Genomic DNA, 15,209 nt, shown 5'->3' with positions numbered 1-15,209 from the left:
CCCAACCAGGATCAATCGAGGAAATTGTCTTTATGAAAACAACAACACTGTCGCTGCTGGCAGCCGCCACGGCGCTCTGCCTGCTTTCCACCCAGGCCGCCTTTGCACAAAAGAAATACGACACCGGCGCCAGCGACACCGAGATCAAGATCGGCAATGTCGAGGCCTATTCGGGTCCCGCTTCCGCCTACGGGATCATCGGCAAGACCGAGGAAGCCTATTTCAAGATGATCAACGACCAGGGCGGCATCAACGGCCGGAAGATCAACTGGATCTCCTATGACGACGGCTATTCGCCGCCCAAGACCGTGGAGCAGGTCCGCAAGCTAATCGAAAGCGACGAGGTGTTCCTCGTCTTCAACGCGCTGGGCACGCCGACCCAGACCGCCGTGCAGAAGTACCAAAACGCCAAGAAGGTCCCGCAGCTCTTCCTCGCAACCGGCGCCAGCAAATGGAACGACCCCAAGGGCTTTCCCTGGACCATGGGCTTCCAGCCGAGCTACCGGGTCGAGGCGCGGATCTTCGCGAAATATATCCTGCAGGCCAAGCCCGACGCGAAGGTCGCGATCTTCTATGCCAATGACGATTTCGGCAAGGACTACGTGGCCGGCATCAAGGAGATCTTCGGCGACAAGGCCTCCTCGCTGATCGTCGCGGAAGAGAGCTACGAGACCACCGAGCCTTCGATCGATTCCCACATCGTCAAGCTGAAGGGCACCGGCGCCAACGTTTTCGTCAACATCTCGACACCGAAATTCGCGGCACAGGCGATCAAGAAGATCGCCGAGCTCGAATGGAGGCCGATGCATGTGATGACCGACGTGTCGATCTCGATCGGCGCGGTGATGAAGCCCGCCGGGCTCGACGCGTCGGAAGGCGTGCTGTCGGCGAGCTATCTGAAGGACGCATCGGACCCGCAATGGAAGGACGACGAAGGCATGAAGAAGTTTCTCGCCTTCATCGACAAGTACATGCCGGGCGCCAACGTCTCCGACACCAACATCGTCTACGGCTATGCCGCCGCGCAGACCCTGGTCCAGACCTTGAAGCAGTGCGGCGACAACCTGACGCGCGAGAACGTGATGAAGCAGGCCGCGAGCCTGAAGGATTTTGCGCCCGACACGCTGATCCCCGGCATCAAGATCAATACCGGCGCCAACGACTTCGCACCGATCGAGCAGCTCAAGATGATCCGCTTCAAGGCTGGTCAGTGGGAGCTGTTCGGCGACATCATCAGCGCCGAGACGGGAGGCTAGTCGAGCCTGTTATTCCGGGGCGCTCGCGATCGCGAGCGAACCCGGAATCTGAAGCTCGTGGATCGAGATTCCGGGTTCGCGCTAACGCTCGCCCCGGAATGACCAGCTTCAACTACCCGGCAAGAAAATCGCGAACGGCTCATCGATCGTCCGGCGCAGATGCTCGCGATAGGCGGCGTAGTTCGCGTCATCCGCCGACACCCGGCCGAGGCTTGGCTGGGGCACATTCTTCACCGGCAGGAAGGCGATGGGCGCGGCGATCGGCGTGAGCTGCGAGCCGGGGCCGGCGCGGAGCGTCGAGATGATGCCGTACATCTCGCCGGCATCGGCCGCGACACCGTGATCACGCGATGCTGACCGTGCTTGATGATGACGAGGTAGATGAAGCCGGACTCATTGGGCACCGCCACCTCGCCATACTGGGTGTAATCGGCATCCTGCCGTTCGCCCTCGCGAAAGCCGAGCGATGACGCCGCTTCGTCCCAGGCGATCTCGGTGCGATAGGCGTAGAGCGCGCCCTGCTCGCCGAACGACGGACGCACCGTGATGTAGGTCCCTTCGATCCGTGCCACCGCGCGGCGCGAATAGGATCCGAGGCTGTCGGGTGCGATCCCGCCATTGGCAGGTGCGGCCACCGTGATCGCCTCCGGCAGCTTGCGCAAGGAGACGCCTAGCGCCTGCTCGAGCCGAACCGTCGTCGCCAGCGTGAACGGCCGGCGGCCGCCGAGCACCTTCTCCAGCGTCGACAGGCTGAGCTTGGCCTGCTCGGCCAGGGCCTGCCGGGAGATCCGGCGGCGCGCGATTTCCTCGCGGATGGTCTCCGCGACCTGCTGGCTCTGCTCGGCGGATAGCTGCTTGTCAGGCGTCGGCATCCAGATTCCTGCCCGGTTCCCCTTGATTCCGCGCAGTCTAGCAGACCGGACAATCCATCACCAAACCGCACAAACCCGCCTCAGCCGGCGGCGGGCCGCGCCGGACGGCGGCCAATCATTGCCGATCATTCTGCTCGCGCCAAAACCGCCGTTCTCCATGATCGCGAGGCAGCGAAAGCCTCGCTCGGGAGTGACGAAAATGACGATTTACGATGCATGTGACAGCAGCCCGCAGATCCGCCTGTCGCGCAGGATGCGCATTGTGCTGTTCTTTCTGGTGGAAGGTGTGGCCGCGCTGGTGATCGGCTTTGCGGCCTTGTTCGTGAGTTTCGATCCGGTGTGGTCGGCCGAACTGCCGCGACAGGTGGTGCTGCGGCCGAGCGATGCGCGTTCCGGCTCGCTGCTGTTCAAGACCGACGACGGCTATGCCGACGCGACCAGGCTCGGCATCGACGTCGACATCACCGTATCGGGCCCGACGCTGCGCGCCCGCGTCACGCAACTGTTCCGCAATCCGACCAGGGACTGGGTCGCGGCCACCTATGTCTATCCGCTCGCAGCCAATGGTGCCGTCGACACGCTGAAGATGGTGGTCGGCGACCACGTCATCGTCGGCGACATCAAGGAGCGGCAGCAAGCCCGCGCGATCTACGAGCAGGCACGAAGCGCCGGCCAGAAGGCGGCGCTCACCGAGCAAGAGCGGCCCAACATCTTTACCAACTCGGTCGCCAATATCGGTCCCGGCGAGACCGTGCTGGTGCAGATCGAGTATCAGGAGCCGGTGCATCAGGCCGGCGACGAATATTCGCTCCGCGTGCCGCTGGTGGTCGCCCCGCGCTACAATCCGGCGCCGATCGTGCAGAGCGTCGATCTCCGCGCCGATGGCAACGGCTGGGGCGCCACCACCACCGATCCCGTGCCGGACCGCGACCGCATTGCGCGCGAAGTGCTCGATCCGGCGGAAAATGCGCCGGTCAATCCGACCAACGTCACGGTGCACCTCAACGCCGGCTTTCCGCTCGGCGAGGTGAAGAGCCATTTCCACCAGGTCAAGATCGAGAGCCCCGACAGCACCACGCGCGTCGTCAAGCTCGCCGAAGGCCCGGTGCCGGCCGACCGTGATTTCGAGCTGACCTGGAAGCCGGCCGCCGGGATGGCGCCGTCGGTCGGCCTGTTCCGCGAGCATGTCGGCGATGCCGATTACCTGCTCGCCTTCGTCACTCCGCCGTCGGTCGAGCAGGCGCAACAGAAAACGTTGCCGCGCGAGGTCGTGTTCGTGATCGACAATTCCGGCTCGATGGGCGGCACCTCCATCGTTCAGGCCAAGGCGAGCCTGCTCTATGCCCTCGGCCGCCTCCAGCCGAATGACCGCTTCAACGTGATCCGTTTCGATGACACCATGGACGTGCTGTTCCCGTCGCCGGTCGCGGCCAACAGCGCCAATATCGGCAGCGCGACGGCGTTCGTCAGCGCCTTGCAGGCGCGCGGCGGCACCGAGATGGTACAGGCGATGCGCGCTGCGCTCTCCGACACCAGCCATGGCGACGCCAATTACGTCCGCCAGGTCGTGTTCCTGACCGACGGCGCGATCGGCAACGAGCAGCAATTGTTCGAGACGATCACGGCCATGCGCGGCCGTTCGCGCGTGTTCATGGTCGGCATTGGCTCGGCGCCCAACACCTACCTGATGACGCGCGCCGCCGAGCTCGGCCGCGGCGCCTTCACCCACATCGGTTCGGTTGAGCAGGTCGAGGAACGCATGCGCGGCCTGTTCGCCAAGCTGGAGAATCCGGTGGTGACGAATCTCTCCGCGAAATTCTCCGAGGCGACGGCCGACCTGACGCCGTCGGCACTGCCCGACGTCTACCGCGACGAGCCGCTGGTGCTGGCGGCCAGGCTCGACCAGCTCGCGGGCTCCCTCGAGATCAAGGGACGCATCGGCGACCGCCCTTGGTCGGTGACGCTGCCGCTGCAAAGCGCCGCTGAAGGCAAGGGCCTGTCGAAGCTCTGGGCGCGCCGCAAGATCGCCGATGCCGAGGTGGCGCGCACCACGCGGCAGCAGAGCGCCGAGGACGCCGACAAGACCATCCTCGCGCTGGCGCTGGAGCATCAGTTCGTCACGCGGCTGACCAGCCTTGTCGCGGTCGACAAGACGCCGAGCCGTCCCGAGGGCGAGCCGCTGAAACTCTCCGAGCTGCCGCTCAACCTGCCCGCCGGCTGGGATTTTGCGAAGGTGTTCGGCGAGCGTCCGAGTCTGCCGGCCGTACCGGGCGAGCGTCGCGCCGACGCCGGCGACGGCAAGCTGCAGCTCGCTGCGCTGAAGCGGTCACCGGTCCCCACACAAGGTCCCGGCACGATCCAGCTGCCGAAGACCGCGACTGATGCGGAGCTGAAGATGATCGCGGGCGTGATCCTGCTCACGGTGAGCCTTCTCCTCCTGATGATCAACCGGCGTCAGACGTCGCCCCAATGACGTCGGATGAAAGGAGGAGGTGCCCCCCGACCTCCTCCTTCAAGCGCGCGCGCGGCCTTCCCACCCGTCCCCCAAGGGCCGCGCGCGCAACTCTTCCTCAACTCGCAATGTCATTCCGGGGCGATGCGCAGCATCGAACCCGGAATCTCGAGGTTCCGGGTCTGGTCCTTCGGACCATTCCGGAATGACAGCAACAGGCGCAACAATGCCCCGCTTCGTCCCATCCCTCGCCTTCGCTCTCATCGGTGTGATCCTGTTCGGCGACGGCGCCTACATCCACGCCAAGGCATGGCTCGCGCAGGTGCTGCTGGAGCGGGCGTTCGACCGGAGCGTTGCGACGGGACAGGCGGTGAAGCCGTGGTCCTGGGCCGACACCTGGCCGGTCGCGCGGATCGAGGTCAAGCGCCTGCACGCCTCCGCGACCGTGCTTGCCGGCAGCAGCGGCCAGGCACTGGCGTTCGGCCCCGGCCATGTCGAGCAGACCGTCGATGCCGGCGAGCGGGGCGTCGCGGTCTATTCCGCGCACCGCGACACGCATTTTCGCTTTCTCAGGGATGTCACAATCGGTGACGAGATCGACGTCACGCGAAGCGACGGCAAGATGCTTCGCTATCGGGCCGATCGCAGCTCGGTGGTCCGATTCGATCAATCCGGCATCGATCCGACTACTGACCGGTATGAACTGGTGCTGTCGACCTGCTGGCCGTTCGACGCGCTGACGGCAGGCCCTGAGCGCTACTTGCTGCACGCGACCTTGATCGAAACGGATTCGCACGCGCGCGAATCGGGTTCCTGATAGGCAATCAATTTTGCGCCTGCCGGGATATTGCGCGCGGTGCCCTGACCTGCGCCAGCATGAGTTGCTACCCCCTTTCCCTCGCCATAAAAACAATGAAAAATCGCGCGCCTCACGGTGATCCGCCGTGGCCAGAGGAAACAAAGACAACAAGGATAAGGGCAGGCTCTATGGAAGCTTTCGCAAGCACCGCGTCTCATGTGTCCCACGAATGGGCGCCGCCCGCTGACGCCAGCGACATCGTTAAGGGCATCCACGCCATGCTGCACCCGCGCAACATCGTGCTGGTGGGTGCAACCGACAAGCCCGGCAATTATGCCGAGCGCATCTGGAACAATCTGGTCAAATACGGTTTCGAGGGCGGCCTCTATCCGGTCAACACCAAGCGCGACGCCATCTGGGGCGTCCCCTGCTACAAGGATTTTGCGAGCCTTCCCGAGAAGCCCGATCACGTCCTGGTGCTGGTGCCGGCGCGCTTCGCCGTGCAGGTGATCCGCGACGCCGCCGTGGCCGGGGCGCGATCGGCCACCATCGTCACCTCAGGCTTCAGCGAATTGCAGGATGACGAAAGCCAGAGCCTCGCGGTCGAGCTGAAGCAGGCGATCAAGGAGACCGGCCTTGCCGTCACCGGCCCGAACTGCCTCGGCAATCTGAGCGCCGGCGAAAGGCTCTTCACCAACATCGACGATCGAATCGTCACCATGGAACAAGGCGCGGTGGCGATCGCCGGGCAATCTGGCGCGATCGTCATGGCGATCCGCCAGACGCTGGAGGATCGCGGCGTCGGGGTCGGCTACATGGTGACGACAGGCAACGAGGCCGGGCTCGAGACGCCCGACCTGATGCGCTATTTCGCCGAGGATCCGAGCATCAAGGTGATCGTCGTCTACCTCGAAGGCGTGCGCAACACCAAGGCGTTCCGCGACGCCTGCAAGGCGGCGCGCGCCGCGAGCAAGCCCGTGATCGCGCTCAAGCTCGGCGCATCCGAGGGCGGCCGCGCCGCGGCGATGGCGCATACCGGCGCGCTCGCGGGCTCGATCGAGACGTTCGATGCCATCGCAACGCGTGAAGGCGTCATCCGGGTCGGCGGGCTCGACGAGCTGATCGAGACCACCGAATGCTTCGTGCATGCCGATTCGCCGAAGGGCAATCGCCTCGCGGCGGTGTCGCTATCGGGCGGCAAGCGCGGCCTTCTGATCGACGCGTTCTATTCTGCCGGGCTGAACTTCGCGCCGCTGAGTCCGAACGCCTCGGAGGAGCTGGCCAAGATGCTCGGTCCCGGCTCGATCGTCGGCAATCCGCTCGACGCCGGCTTTGCCGCGGTCGTCGATCCCTCCGTCTATATGAAGTCGATCAAGCTGATGATCGACGACCCCGATATCGACATCGTCATCGTCGATGCCGAGCTGCCGAAAGCGCCGCACGAGCTGCGCGAGCGCAATCTGCGCATCGTCAACGAGATGGCGGGGCAGGCCGGCAAGCCGGTGATCTATATCAGCGCGATGTCGATCGGATTCACCGAGTTCACCAAGGGCTTGCGCAAGTCGCTGCCGCATCTTGCGGTCATGCAGGGCATGGATCGTGCGGTGACCGCGATCAAGTCGCTGCTCGACTACGCAAAACTGCGCAAGGAGGTGCCCGACATCGTATCGAGCTCGAAGCCCGCCGCGCGCGCCGTGCTGGAGAAGACGTTGAAATCGGCGACCGGCGCCGCGCTCGACGAAGTCGCCTCGAAGAGGCTCCTCAAGGCTTACGGCATCCCGATCTCGAAAGGAAGAGGTCGCGCAGACCGCGGCCGAGGCTGTGAAGATCGCCAGGCAGATCGGATTCCCGGTCGTGGCAAAGGTCGTCAGCACCGAGATCCTGCACAAGTCCGACATCGGCGGCGTGGTGCTGAACCTCAACAGCGCGGCCGAGGTGAAGAAGGCGTTCGCCGACATCACGGCGCGGGTCAAGAAGCTGAAGAGCAAGCCGAAGCTCGACGGCATCCTGATCGCACAGCAGGTCAAGGCCGAGCTCGAGCTCGTGGTGGGAGCCTCCCTCGATGCCGAGATGGGGCCTGTCGTGCTGTTCGGCACCGGCGGCGTCGACATCGAGCTGATGAAGGACGTCGCGCTCGCCGGCGCGCCGCTCGACGCCGCCGAGGCCAAGGAGCTGATCGCCAGGACCAAGGCCGGGGTCAAGATGAGGGGCTATCGCGGCAGGCCGGCCTTGCACGAGGCCTCGGCGGTGAAGGCGCTGGTCGGCCTCTCCAACCTGATCGCGGATGCCGGTGACCGGATCGCCTCGATCGACGTCAACCCGTTCCTGATCAACACCAGGACGGGCGTGGCCGTCGATGCCCTGATCGTGCTGAACAACGCCGCCGCGAACAAGGCGGCGGGGCATTAGGCTCAATCGTCATGCGCGGGCTTGACCCGCGCATTCATCATCAGAAGTAAGTCGTTTCCGGATGGATTGCCGGTCAAACCCGGCAATGACAACCGTCGTCAGAAGCTCGCACCCCACTGCCGCGCGGTCTGCATCACCCAGTCGCGATAGAGTGTCAGCGGCGTCACGCCGGTGATGCCGCCGCAGCCGGCGGCGCCGTTCGGTCCCGTTGACCAGCTCACCACGCCGACGATTGCGGGGCCGCCTTGCTTGTCCTCGAACACCGGCGCGCCGGAATCGCCGGTGCAGGCCCCGAGCCCGTCGCGCACGCCCTGCCCGACCGGATCGACGAGACGGATCTGCAACGTGCCGGGCTTGCCGCTCGCGATCAGGCCGGCGACGCGGGTGGCGCCGCCGCTTTTGCCGTCACCGCGCACGGTGACGCCGACGCCTGCGATGGTGAAGCGGCCGCCGACCTGGATCGGAATGTTTGGCATGCCGAGCGCGGCGGGCACCTTGCCTGCGGCCGGCGCCGCGAGCTGCAGCAGTGCGACATCGGCGGTCGCGACATGATTGGCCATCGCCTGCATCCGGAAGCCGGGATGGATCGCAACCGTCCTGACGTCCTGCAGCTTCGGCTGCCTGTCCGCGCCATAATCGACGATCTTGTAGTCGGCGCCGGGCTGCACGCAATGAGCGACTGTCAACACCAGCCTCGGGGCGATCAGGCTGCCGGTGCAGAAATTGCCCCGCGATCCGACGATGGTGACGACGGAGCGTGCAACGCCATCCGTCGACGGCGCGCCGCCGCCGACGATGGCCAGCGCCGGCGTCGCCGCCAACAGGCTGAGAAAAGCTGTCGCTCGAATCACGCTCGTCATGGAACCCTGTCGGTCGGCATCGGAATTGAGCCCATTCGAGGCGCGGCATTGCGTCGCTCGCACCAGGCTCTGGAGAACACGCAATATTGTACAGAGCATCCAGGCCTGCACGCGTCAATTGTCTAAATATCTAGGCGTCGATCACTACGCCGTTGAAGTCGCCGCCGGAATTCAGCACCGCCATCGCTTGCCGGCGCCACACATCGACGTCTTGTCGCGATACGCAACACCTCGGATCGCGCGCCGCGCGGCCCGACGATGTTCGAATGTGAACTGCGTCTCTTGATCGCCTGCATCGGAGCCGTAATTTCGGCGCGATACGAATACAACCTCCGGCAGCATATCGCATACTTACCTTCATGACTTTCTGGATGCCGGTGCCGTTGATCTCAACACGGCGTTCCATCCGCCATTTCGTTGAGTTAGAGGATAATATGAGGATAGCGATCGTCACGCCGATCAGGCTGTTCAGCGAGGGGCTTACCTCGAGTTTCCAGAACCACGCCGAGTTTGCGATTGCGGCGGCGGTGTCCGATCTCGCCGGCCTGCGCGAGACCCTCGAGGCCGGCAGCGTGAATGTCATTCTGATCGACGTCACACAGGGCATCGATCTCGATGAAGTGCGCGTGATCGCGAGCGAGCATGCGGATGTCGCGCTGGTGGCGCTCGGCCTCAACGAGGACCGGCGCGACGTGGTCCGCTGTGGCCGGGCCGGGTTCAGCGGCTACATCTCCCGGAACGCCAGCTTCGATGAGCTCTGCCGCGCGCTGTCGGACGTGGCATCGGGTCGGCTCGCCTGCAGCGCCGAGATTTCCGGCGGCCTGCTACGCGCGCTGTTCTGCATGGAACGTCAGACGGATACGATCGACGCGGACCAGGGACTGACGCGCCGCGAAGGCGAGGTTCTCAAGCTGATCGGACAAGGCATGTCGAACAAGGAGATCGCGCGCGATCTCAATCTCAGCCTTGCGACGGTCAAGCACCACGTCCATCACGTGCTGCAGAAACTCGGCCTGCCGCGCAGGGCACAGGCGATGCGACGGGTGCGCGAAGCGCCGTGGATCGCATCATCGGCAGCGATCCCCGATCGGTCCCGCGAGCTCGACTGACATCAACATCCTGAATTCCGTGTTCGGCCGACGCGCAGTCCCGTTCGCGCACCTGCGCGCAAATGCACGCGCATGTCTGCCCAGGCGCGCACAATCGTGCGGTGGGATTGGTCCCGACTAAACCCTTCGATCGATTGTTCGAGATGCAGGATCGATCTCATGGACCGATCGATCCGTATCGTCGGCTCGATCCTTTCTGATCCGCCGCGGCGAATAGGCCTTTCGCGTCACAGCTGCCACAACTGCTCCAACGCAACGACATGCCGTTCTGCTGGTTCGCTGCGTGAAAGCAAATTGCCGCGGAAGACGGATCGGCTGCACGGATTTGCGGGCAGATCAGTCGGGATTGATTTCATGAATCCAGTTGCCGACATCGCTGGCCTGGCTGCCTTGTGGCAGAGAACGTTGGGCGGCGACCCCGCGGTGAAGATCGCGATCATCGACGGCCCCGTCGATTTCAATCATCCTTCGCTCAGGCAGGCCCGCGTCGCCAGGGGCGGCGAGTTCGTCGCTCCGGCCTCGCCGATGATCCAGTCCGAGCACGGCACGCATGTCACGAGCGTCCTGATGGGTACGCCCGGCAGCCCGGTGCTCGGCGTCGCGCCGAATTGCAACGCGACCGTCTTCTCGATCTATCGCGAGGACACCTCCGGGCAGATCGAGCCGTCCTCGCAAAGCACCTTGGCACTTGCGATCAACCAGGCGCTCGCCGCCGGCGCCGACGTCATCAATATCAGTAGCGGCCAGCAATCCGCGACCGGCCAGGCCGACCGCATTCTGGTCGACGCGGTCCGCGCCTGCGAGCGCGCCGGCAAGCTGATCGTCGCCGCCGCAGGCAATGACGGATGCCGCTGCGTCCAGGTGCCGGGCAGCCTCGCTTCGGTGCTTGCGGTCGGCGCGTGCGATCCGGCCGGCAATCCGCTGCCCTTCAGCAATTTCGGCGACGCCTATCTCGAGAACGGCATCCTCGCGCCGGGCGAAAACATCGCCGGCGCCTCGCCGGTCCGCAATATCAGCCTGCGTTCCGGAACGAGCTTCGCAGCGCCGATCGTCACCGGCGTCGTCGCTCTGCTGCTCTCGTGCCTGCGCCAGACCGGACGCAAGGCCGATCCGCAAGCCGTCCGTGCTGCGCTGCTCGAAAGCGCAGTGCCCTGCCGCAGCGACGGCAGCGCCTCGCGCTGCCTCGCCGGACGGCTCGATATTCCCGCGGCTGTCGCCGCCCTGCTTGGCGAGCAGGCGGACGCCGTCATGCCGTCGGGTGCTACGGCCGCGTCTCCCCTCTTCCGGGGAGTGTCCGCGCGCCCTTTCGTCCAACCGTCATCCGCCGCTCAGCCAACTGCAACCAGAGAGGGTTCCATGGGAGATCTATCAGCAATGTCTGCACCATCGGCTCCGCGCATATTCGGGCCGGACGGCTCGGTCCTGCGCAGCAGCGCCGGGATCATGCCGAGCGAAGCGCAGCCTGCTGCGCCCGCAGCGCCTGCGGCCGCGCCCGTTGATCACGGCGTCGCCGCCGCGCCGATCGCGGCGCCGGCGCCCTATCCGTTTCACGCCCCCCATGCGGGCGGCGACCTGGTCTGGATGCCGACGCCGGCACCGCAGATCGTCATGCCGCCGATGATGATGCCCCAGATGGCGATGCCGGCGGCCGGCATGATGCCGCAGGCCTGGCTGCAGCCGCAGCAGCTGCCTGCGCTGATGCCGAGCAACGCGCTTCCCGTCGCGATGCCGCAGGCGCTGCCGATGTACGAAGCCCCCGCGGTTCGTACCAGCGAGAAGAGCTGCGGCTGTGGCGGCGGCATGCGTCCGCAGGGCGCCGCGGCGGAATCCACCGGACAGCTCGCGTTCCCGATCGGCCGGCTGTTCTACGATTTCGGCAAGGAGGCGCGCCTCGACTACTTCGTGCAGGCCATCGCCAATTGGCGCGACAGCCTGATCGGACGCGGCGATCCGGCGTTCGGGCCGGAGCGCGACCGCTCCGGCGATACCTCGGCGCCGTACAATCCGGCGATCATGGCGCGCTATCTGCTGAACCAGGCCGAAGGCGAGAGCGCGACACCGAGCGGATCCGGCAACAACTTCCCGGATGCCGATGCCATCATCTGGACGATGACGATCGACTCGATCCCGATCTATGCGGTCAAGCCGCTCGATGTGTTCGGTCTCGGATTCTTCGCCGCGCTGATCCTGGCGCTCTGGCATCAGGAGGTCTCGCATGACGATCCATCGAACACCCGAACCGTGGTACCGGCAGCGCGCGGCGGCGACGATACACCGCCGACCACGCCGCCGGCTTTCCCGCCGCGCGGCGGCGTTGCGCGGATCTCGATGGCCGGCTGGGTCGACAGCGCCAACACGACCAAGCTCCTGAACGGGACCGTGGTGCCGACGCTGGTGACCGACTGGCGCGGCTTCTACCAGTGGGATCTCTACACGCTGTTCGGACCCGATCCCGACACCTGGCCGGCCGGCGCGGAAGGCTTCCTCGAGCGGATCTACAACGAGTTCCGCAATGTCGGCCTCTCGCCGCAGGATCGCGCGCTGAACTATTCCGCGATGAATGCCTACAACACGCGGAAGATCTTTACCGACGTCGCCAAGAAGGGCTTGCGGCTCGATACCGTCGAGGTCGACCAGAGCGTCATCTGCCGCCCGGACTCGGTTTGTCACGACGTGACTTACCGCTTCTTCAATCCGACCCAGGTCCTGACCCAGGCGCGCGAAGTCTATCAGTACACGATCGACGTGAGCGACGTGGTGCCGGTGGCGGTCGGACCGCTGCGGCAGTGGCAGGTCTATTGACGCGATTGCTCCTCTGCGTCCGGAGGAGATCAGAACGTGGCGCGAATGCGTCACGTGGTCCAGGGGATCGACGCGATGAGCGATCCCCTGGGCGACGTCCAGCGACGGCTGCCCCGGTCGGTGTCCACCTCCCGTAGTTGCCGTCAATTCAAACCGAAAGAAGGAGCTGAACATGTACGCAAGGAACGACTTTGAGACCTTCGGCAGCGTGCGTAGCCCGATCCAGTGTGAGGGCATCGAGCGCGGACCGAAGCGGATTGCCGACGTGGCGACCAACGGGTCGGTCAACCCGCAGGGCTGGGGCGAAATCCTCGGCGGCGTCGCGCAGGCGCTGCCGGGCGTCCTCGGTGCTTTCGGCATCTGATCGCCAAACTCGGGGCCCGGCGATGTCGGGCCCCACCCATCCTCGAGGAGGCCGACATGATGCAGAAATCCACCGCCAGGAGCCCACAGCAACAGCAGCAGAACGGTCGCCGGATCGAGCCATCCGGCAAGATCGTCGTGTCGTCAGTGGTGAGCCACGCCTCGCTGATCGCCGCGATCAGCGACCGCAACCCGATCATCGCCAAACGCACCACATCCGACGAAGACAAATCCTGACGTCGTCGTCATCACCGAACCTATGGAGCCGATGCCATGGCAAAACCGCCCCGCAAATCCGGATCCGACAGCGCCGCCTCGCCGCCACCAGCGGAAGCACCTTCCGCAGCGTCACGCATGGCCCAGGCGCGGCGCCCGATGGAGGCCGCTCTGGTCGCCCGCCCGAAGATCGCCACCACCCCCACTCCGCCGACGACGCCGACCTATCTGGCGCCGCCGCAGGGCCCGGGGGCTCCGCAGCAGATGCGCCATGATGGCTCGCCGCATTCGGAGGAGCGGCTCAACACCGCGATGAAGATCCTGCTCGATCCCGCGGCGCGCGCGCTGCCGAGCAAGGTCTATTCCGGACAGGCGCGAAACTGGACGCGCAGGCCGTAATCGGCTTTGCGCGCCGAGCAGGCCGCGATCCGCAACCACGCACGCAACGGCCCGCCCGATCCGGCGGCGCGGCCGTTGCCGTTCGCCGGAGAGAAACATGAACGAGAACGGCAGTCCCCCTCGCATCAATCTGCGCCGCGCCGCCTTCACATGTGTGGGCCTCGGCACATTCCTGTTTCTCGCGGCCGGTACGCTGCGATGGGCCGGCGCCTGGACGTTCCTGGTCGAGATCACGATCGGCGGGCTGATCACCGAAGCCTGGCTCGCCCGGCACGATCCGGGGTTGCTGGCAGAGCGGCGCACCGCGCGCGACCAGGCGGGCTGGGACCGCGTCATCACGACGATCATGCCGCTGTTGTGGCTGACATGGCTGCCGCTGATGGCGCTCGACGCAGTCCGCTACCAGACATCGCTCGTCCCCTTCTGGTTGCAATGCGCCGGCGCCGTGATGATCGCGGCATCGTTCTACATCGTCTACCGGACCTACCGGGAAAACAGCTACGCCGCGCCGGTCGTGAAGATCCAGCGCGAGCGCGGGCATGCTGCGGTGACCACCGGACCCTACGCCTATGTGCGGCATCCGATCTATGCCAGCGGCCTCCTGACCTATGTCGGTACGCCGCTGCTGCTGGGATCGTGGTATGGCCTTGCCATCGTGCCTATCATGGCGGCGCTGCTCGGCTTGCGGTCGCTGATGGAGGAGCGGATGCTCACTGCCGAGCTCGACGGCTATGCCGAGTATCTCGCGCGGGTGCGCTATCGTCTGGTGCCGATGGTCTGGTGAGCTGGTTCCGCGTGGCGGATTTTGCCGCGAACTGGCGGCTTGCCTGATCGGCGGCAATTCCAATAAAGAAGGCTGGACGCGCGTTTCCCTGTTGTCCTGCAGTCGGCCGGACGATCCGAGGCGAAGCCGCCGCTTTGCAACGGGCAGGACTTTGATGGTCGACACTTTGACGATCGAGGCTGTGATCTTTGATTTTGGCGGCGTGCTGACGAGCTCACCATTCGAGGCGTTCACGCGGTTCGAGACCGAGCGCGGCCTGCCCATCGACATCATCCGGCGTACCAACGCCGCCAACCATCTGGAGAACGCCTGGGCCAAGTTCGAGCGGGCCGAGGTCGATATCGAGGCGTTCGACGCGCTGTTCGCTACGGAATCGAAGGCGCTCGGCGCCGAGGTGCGCGGCAAGGACGTGCTGCCGCTGCTCTCCGGCGACCTGCGCCCCGAGATGGTCGAGGCGCTGAAGCGCATCAAGGCGAACTTCAAGACCGGCTGCATCACCAACAATTTGCCGGCGAACGCCATCGGCAGCATGACGGGACGCTCCCTCTACATCGCCGAAGTGATGGTGCTGTTCGATCACGTCATCGAATCCGCCAAGATCGGACTGCGCAAGCCCGACCCGCGCATCTACCGAATGATGGTCGAGACGCTGGAGGTCGATCCGAAGGACTGCGTCTATCTCGACGATCTCGGCGTCAACCTCAAGCCCGCGCGCGAGATGGGCATGACGACGATCAAGGTCACGAGTGCCGCGCAGGCGATCGGCGAGCTTGAAGCCGCGACCGGCCTCACGCTGAGGTGAAGCGGGCTACGCGCCTATTCATGCCGCATTCACGCGGCGGCTTCTAATTGTCGGCCTCCCCCGGGTCACGGCGCGATCGCATCGTG

At 65.3% G+C, this 15,209-nt stretch carries 12 protein-coding genes and 2 pseudogenes; 11 read left to right on the top strand and 3 right to left on the bottom strand.

The genetic code is table 11. The features are described from left to right. Positions 1 to 32: 32 nt before the first annotated feature. The gene (locus tag RX327_RS03195; protein WP_317249449.1) at positions 33 to 1,256 is read left to right on the top strand and encodes an ABC transporter substrate-binding protein; all 1,224 of its coding nucleotides are present in this window, start codon (positions 33 to 35) and stop codon (positions 1,254 to 1,256) included. A gap of 108 nt (positions 1,257 to 1,364) precedes the next feature. Here RX327_RS03195 and RX327_RS03190 read toward each other — a convergent pair. Next, a pseudogene (locus tag RX327_RS03190) lies at positions 1,365 to 2,128 on the bottom strand (helix-turn-helix domain-containing protein). A 199-nt stretch (positions 2,129 to 2,327) separates the two neighbouring features. On the opposite strand from RX327_RS03190, the gene RX327_RS03185 reads away from it, so the two are divergent. The 3 genes and pseudogenes from RX327_RS03185 to RX327_RS03175 all read left to right on the top strand — a co-directional run bounded on the left by RX327_RS03185 (position 2,328) and on the right by RX327_RS03175 (position 7,788). After that, the gene (locus tag RX327_RS03185; protein ID WP_317249448.1) at positions 2,328 to 4,601 is read left to right on the top strand and encodes a marine proteobacterial sortase target protein; all 2,274 of its coding nucleotides are present in this window, start codon (positions 2,328 to 2,330) and stop codon (positions 4,599 to 4,601) included. A gap of 205 nt (positions 4,602 to 4,806) precedes the next feature. Beyond that, positions 4,807 to 5,397 (top strand): class GN sortase, encoded by a 591-nt coding sequence (locus tag RX327_RS03180; RefSeq protein WP_317249447.1) that lies wholly within the window; start codon positions 4,807 to 4,809, stop codon positions 5,395 to 5,397. Between the two features lie 170 nt (positions 5,398 to 5,567). Beyond that, a pseudogene (locus tag RX327_RS03175) lies at positions 5,568 to 7,788 on the top strand (acetate--CoA ligase family protein). Between the two features lie 98 nt (positions 7,789 to 7,886). Here RX327_RS03175 and RX327_RS03170 read toward each other — a convergent pair. Both RX327_RS03170 and RX327_RS03165 read right to left on the bottom strand, forming a co-directional pair. After that, positions 7,887 to 8,648: a S1 family peptidase gene (locus tag RX327_RS03170; protein WP_317249446.1), complete on the bottom strand. Its 762-nt coding sequence runs from the start codon at positions 8,646 to 8,648 to the stop codon at positions 7,887 to 7,889. 130 nt (positions 8,649 to 8,778) lie between these two features. Continuing rightward, positions 8,779 to 9,054, bottom strand: coding sequence for a hypothetical protein (locus RX327_RS03165; protein ID WP_082190529.1), 276 nt, complete (start codon positions 9,052 to 9,054; stop codon positions 8,779 to 8,781). Between the two features lie 28 nt (positions 9,055 to 9,082). On the opposite strand from RX327_RS03165, the gene RX327_RS03160 reads away from it, so the two are divergent. From RX327_RS03160 to RX327_RS03130, 7 genes are all read left to right on the top strand, one after another. After that, positions 9,083 to 9,757, top strand: a complete 675-nt coding sequence (locus RX327_RS03160) for a LuxR C-terminal-related transcriptional regulator (RefSeq protein WP_050383981.1) — start codon at positions 9,083 to 9,085, stop codon at positions 9,755 to 9,757. A 354-nt stretch (positions 9,758 to 10,111) separates the two neighbouring features. After that, complete coding sequence (locus RX327_RS03155) at positions 10,112 to 12,559, top strand: S8 family serine peptidase (protein WP_050383982.1); 2,448 nt, start codon at positions 10,112 to 10,114, stop codon at positions 12,557 to 12,559. A gap of 172 nt (positions 12,560 to 12,731) precedes the next feature. Continuing rightward, entirely contained in the window at positions 12,732 to 12,923 is a 192-nt protein-coding gene (locus RX327_RS03150) for a hypothetical protein (protein WP_016842276.1), read from the top strand. Between the two features lie 56 nt (positions 12,924 to 12,979). After that, complete coding sequence (locus tag RX327_RS03145) at positions 12,980 to 13,159, top strand: hypothetical protein (protein WP_016842277.1); 180 nt, start codon at positions 12,980 to 12,982, stop codon at positions 13,157 to 13,159. 36 nt (positions 13,160 to 13,195) lie between these two features. After that, entirely contained in the window at positions 13,196 to 13,537 is a 342-nt protein-coding gene (locus RX327_RS03140; RefSeq protein ID WP_152977495.1) for a hypothetical protein, read from the top strand. A 97-nt stretch (positions 13,538 to 13,634) separates the two neighbouring features. Beyond that, positions 13,635 to 14,321, top strand: a complete 687-nt coding sequence (locus RX327_RS03135; protein ID WP_050383983.1) for a methyltransferase family protein — start codon at positions 13,635 to 13,637, stop codon at positions 14,319 to 14,321. A 166-nt stretch (positions 14,322 to 14,487) separates the two neighbouring features. Beyond that, positions 14,488 to 15,123: an HAD-IA family hydrolase gene (locus RX327_RS03130; RefSeq protein WP_317251446.1), complete on the top strand. Its 636-nt coding sequence runs from the start codon at positions 14,488 to 14,490 to the stop codon at positions 15,121 to 15,123. Positions 15,124 to 15,209 lie beyond the last annotated feature (86 nt).

The organism is Bradyrhizobium sp. BEA-2-5 (assembly GCF_032918025.1).
Classification (GTDB): Bacteria; Pseudomonadota; Alphaproteobacteria; order Rhizobiales; family Xanthobacteraceae; genus Bradyrhizobium; species Bradyrhizobium pachyrhizi.
This window is presented reverse-complemented; position numbering and strand designations above follow the sequence as displayed.

Bases quoted from the DNA above. Each gene is read 5' to 3' on its own strand.
- RX327_RS03195 (WP_317249449.1), top strand. From the start codon at position 33: ATGAAAACAACAACACTGTCGCTGCTGGCAGCCGCCACGGCGCTCTGC.
- RX327_RS03185 (WP_317249448.1), top strand. From the start codon at position 2,328: ATGACGATTTACGATGCATGTGACAGCAGCCCGCAGATCCGCCTGTCG.
- RX327_RS03180 (WP_317249447.1), top strand. From the start codon at position 4,807: ATGCCCCGCTTCGTCCCATCCCTCGCCTTCGCTCTCATCGGTGTGATC.
- RX327_RS03170 (WP_317249446.1), bottom strand. From the start codon at position 8,648: ATGACGAGCGTGATTCGAGCGACAGCTTTTCTCAGCCTGTTGGCGGCG.
- RX327_RS03165 (WP_082190529.1), bottom strand. From the start codon at position 9,054: ATGGAACGCCGTGTTGAGATCAACGGCACCGGCATCCAGAAAGTCATG.
- RX327_RS03160 (WP_050383981.1), top strand. From the start codon at position 9,083: ATGAGGATAGCGATCGTCACGCCGATCAGGCTGTTCAGCGAGGGGCTT.
- RX327_RS03155 (WP_050383982.1), top strand. From the start codon at position 10,112: ATGAATCCAGTTGCCGACATCGCTGGCCTGGCTGCCTTGTGGCAGAGA.
- RX327_RS03150 (WP_016842276.1), top strand. From the start codon at position 12,732: ATGTACGCAAGGAACGACTTTGAGACCTTCGGCAGCGTGCGTAGCCCG.
- RX327_RS03145 (WP_016842277.1), top strand. From the start codon at position 12,980: ATGATGCAGAAATCCACCGCCAGGAGCCCACAGCAACAGCAGCAGAAC.
- RX327_RS03140 (WP_152977495.1), top strand. From the start codon at position 13,196: ATGGCAAAACCGCCCCGCAAATCCGGATCCGACAGCGCCGCCTCGCCG.
- RX327_RS03135 (WP_050383983.1), top strand. From the start codon at position 13,635: ATGAACGAGAACGGCAGTCCCCCTCGCATCAATCTGCGCCGCGCCGCC.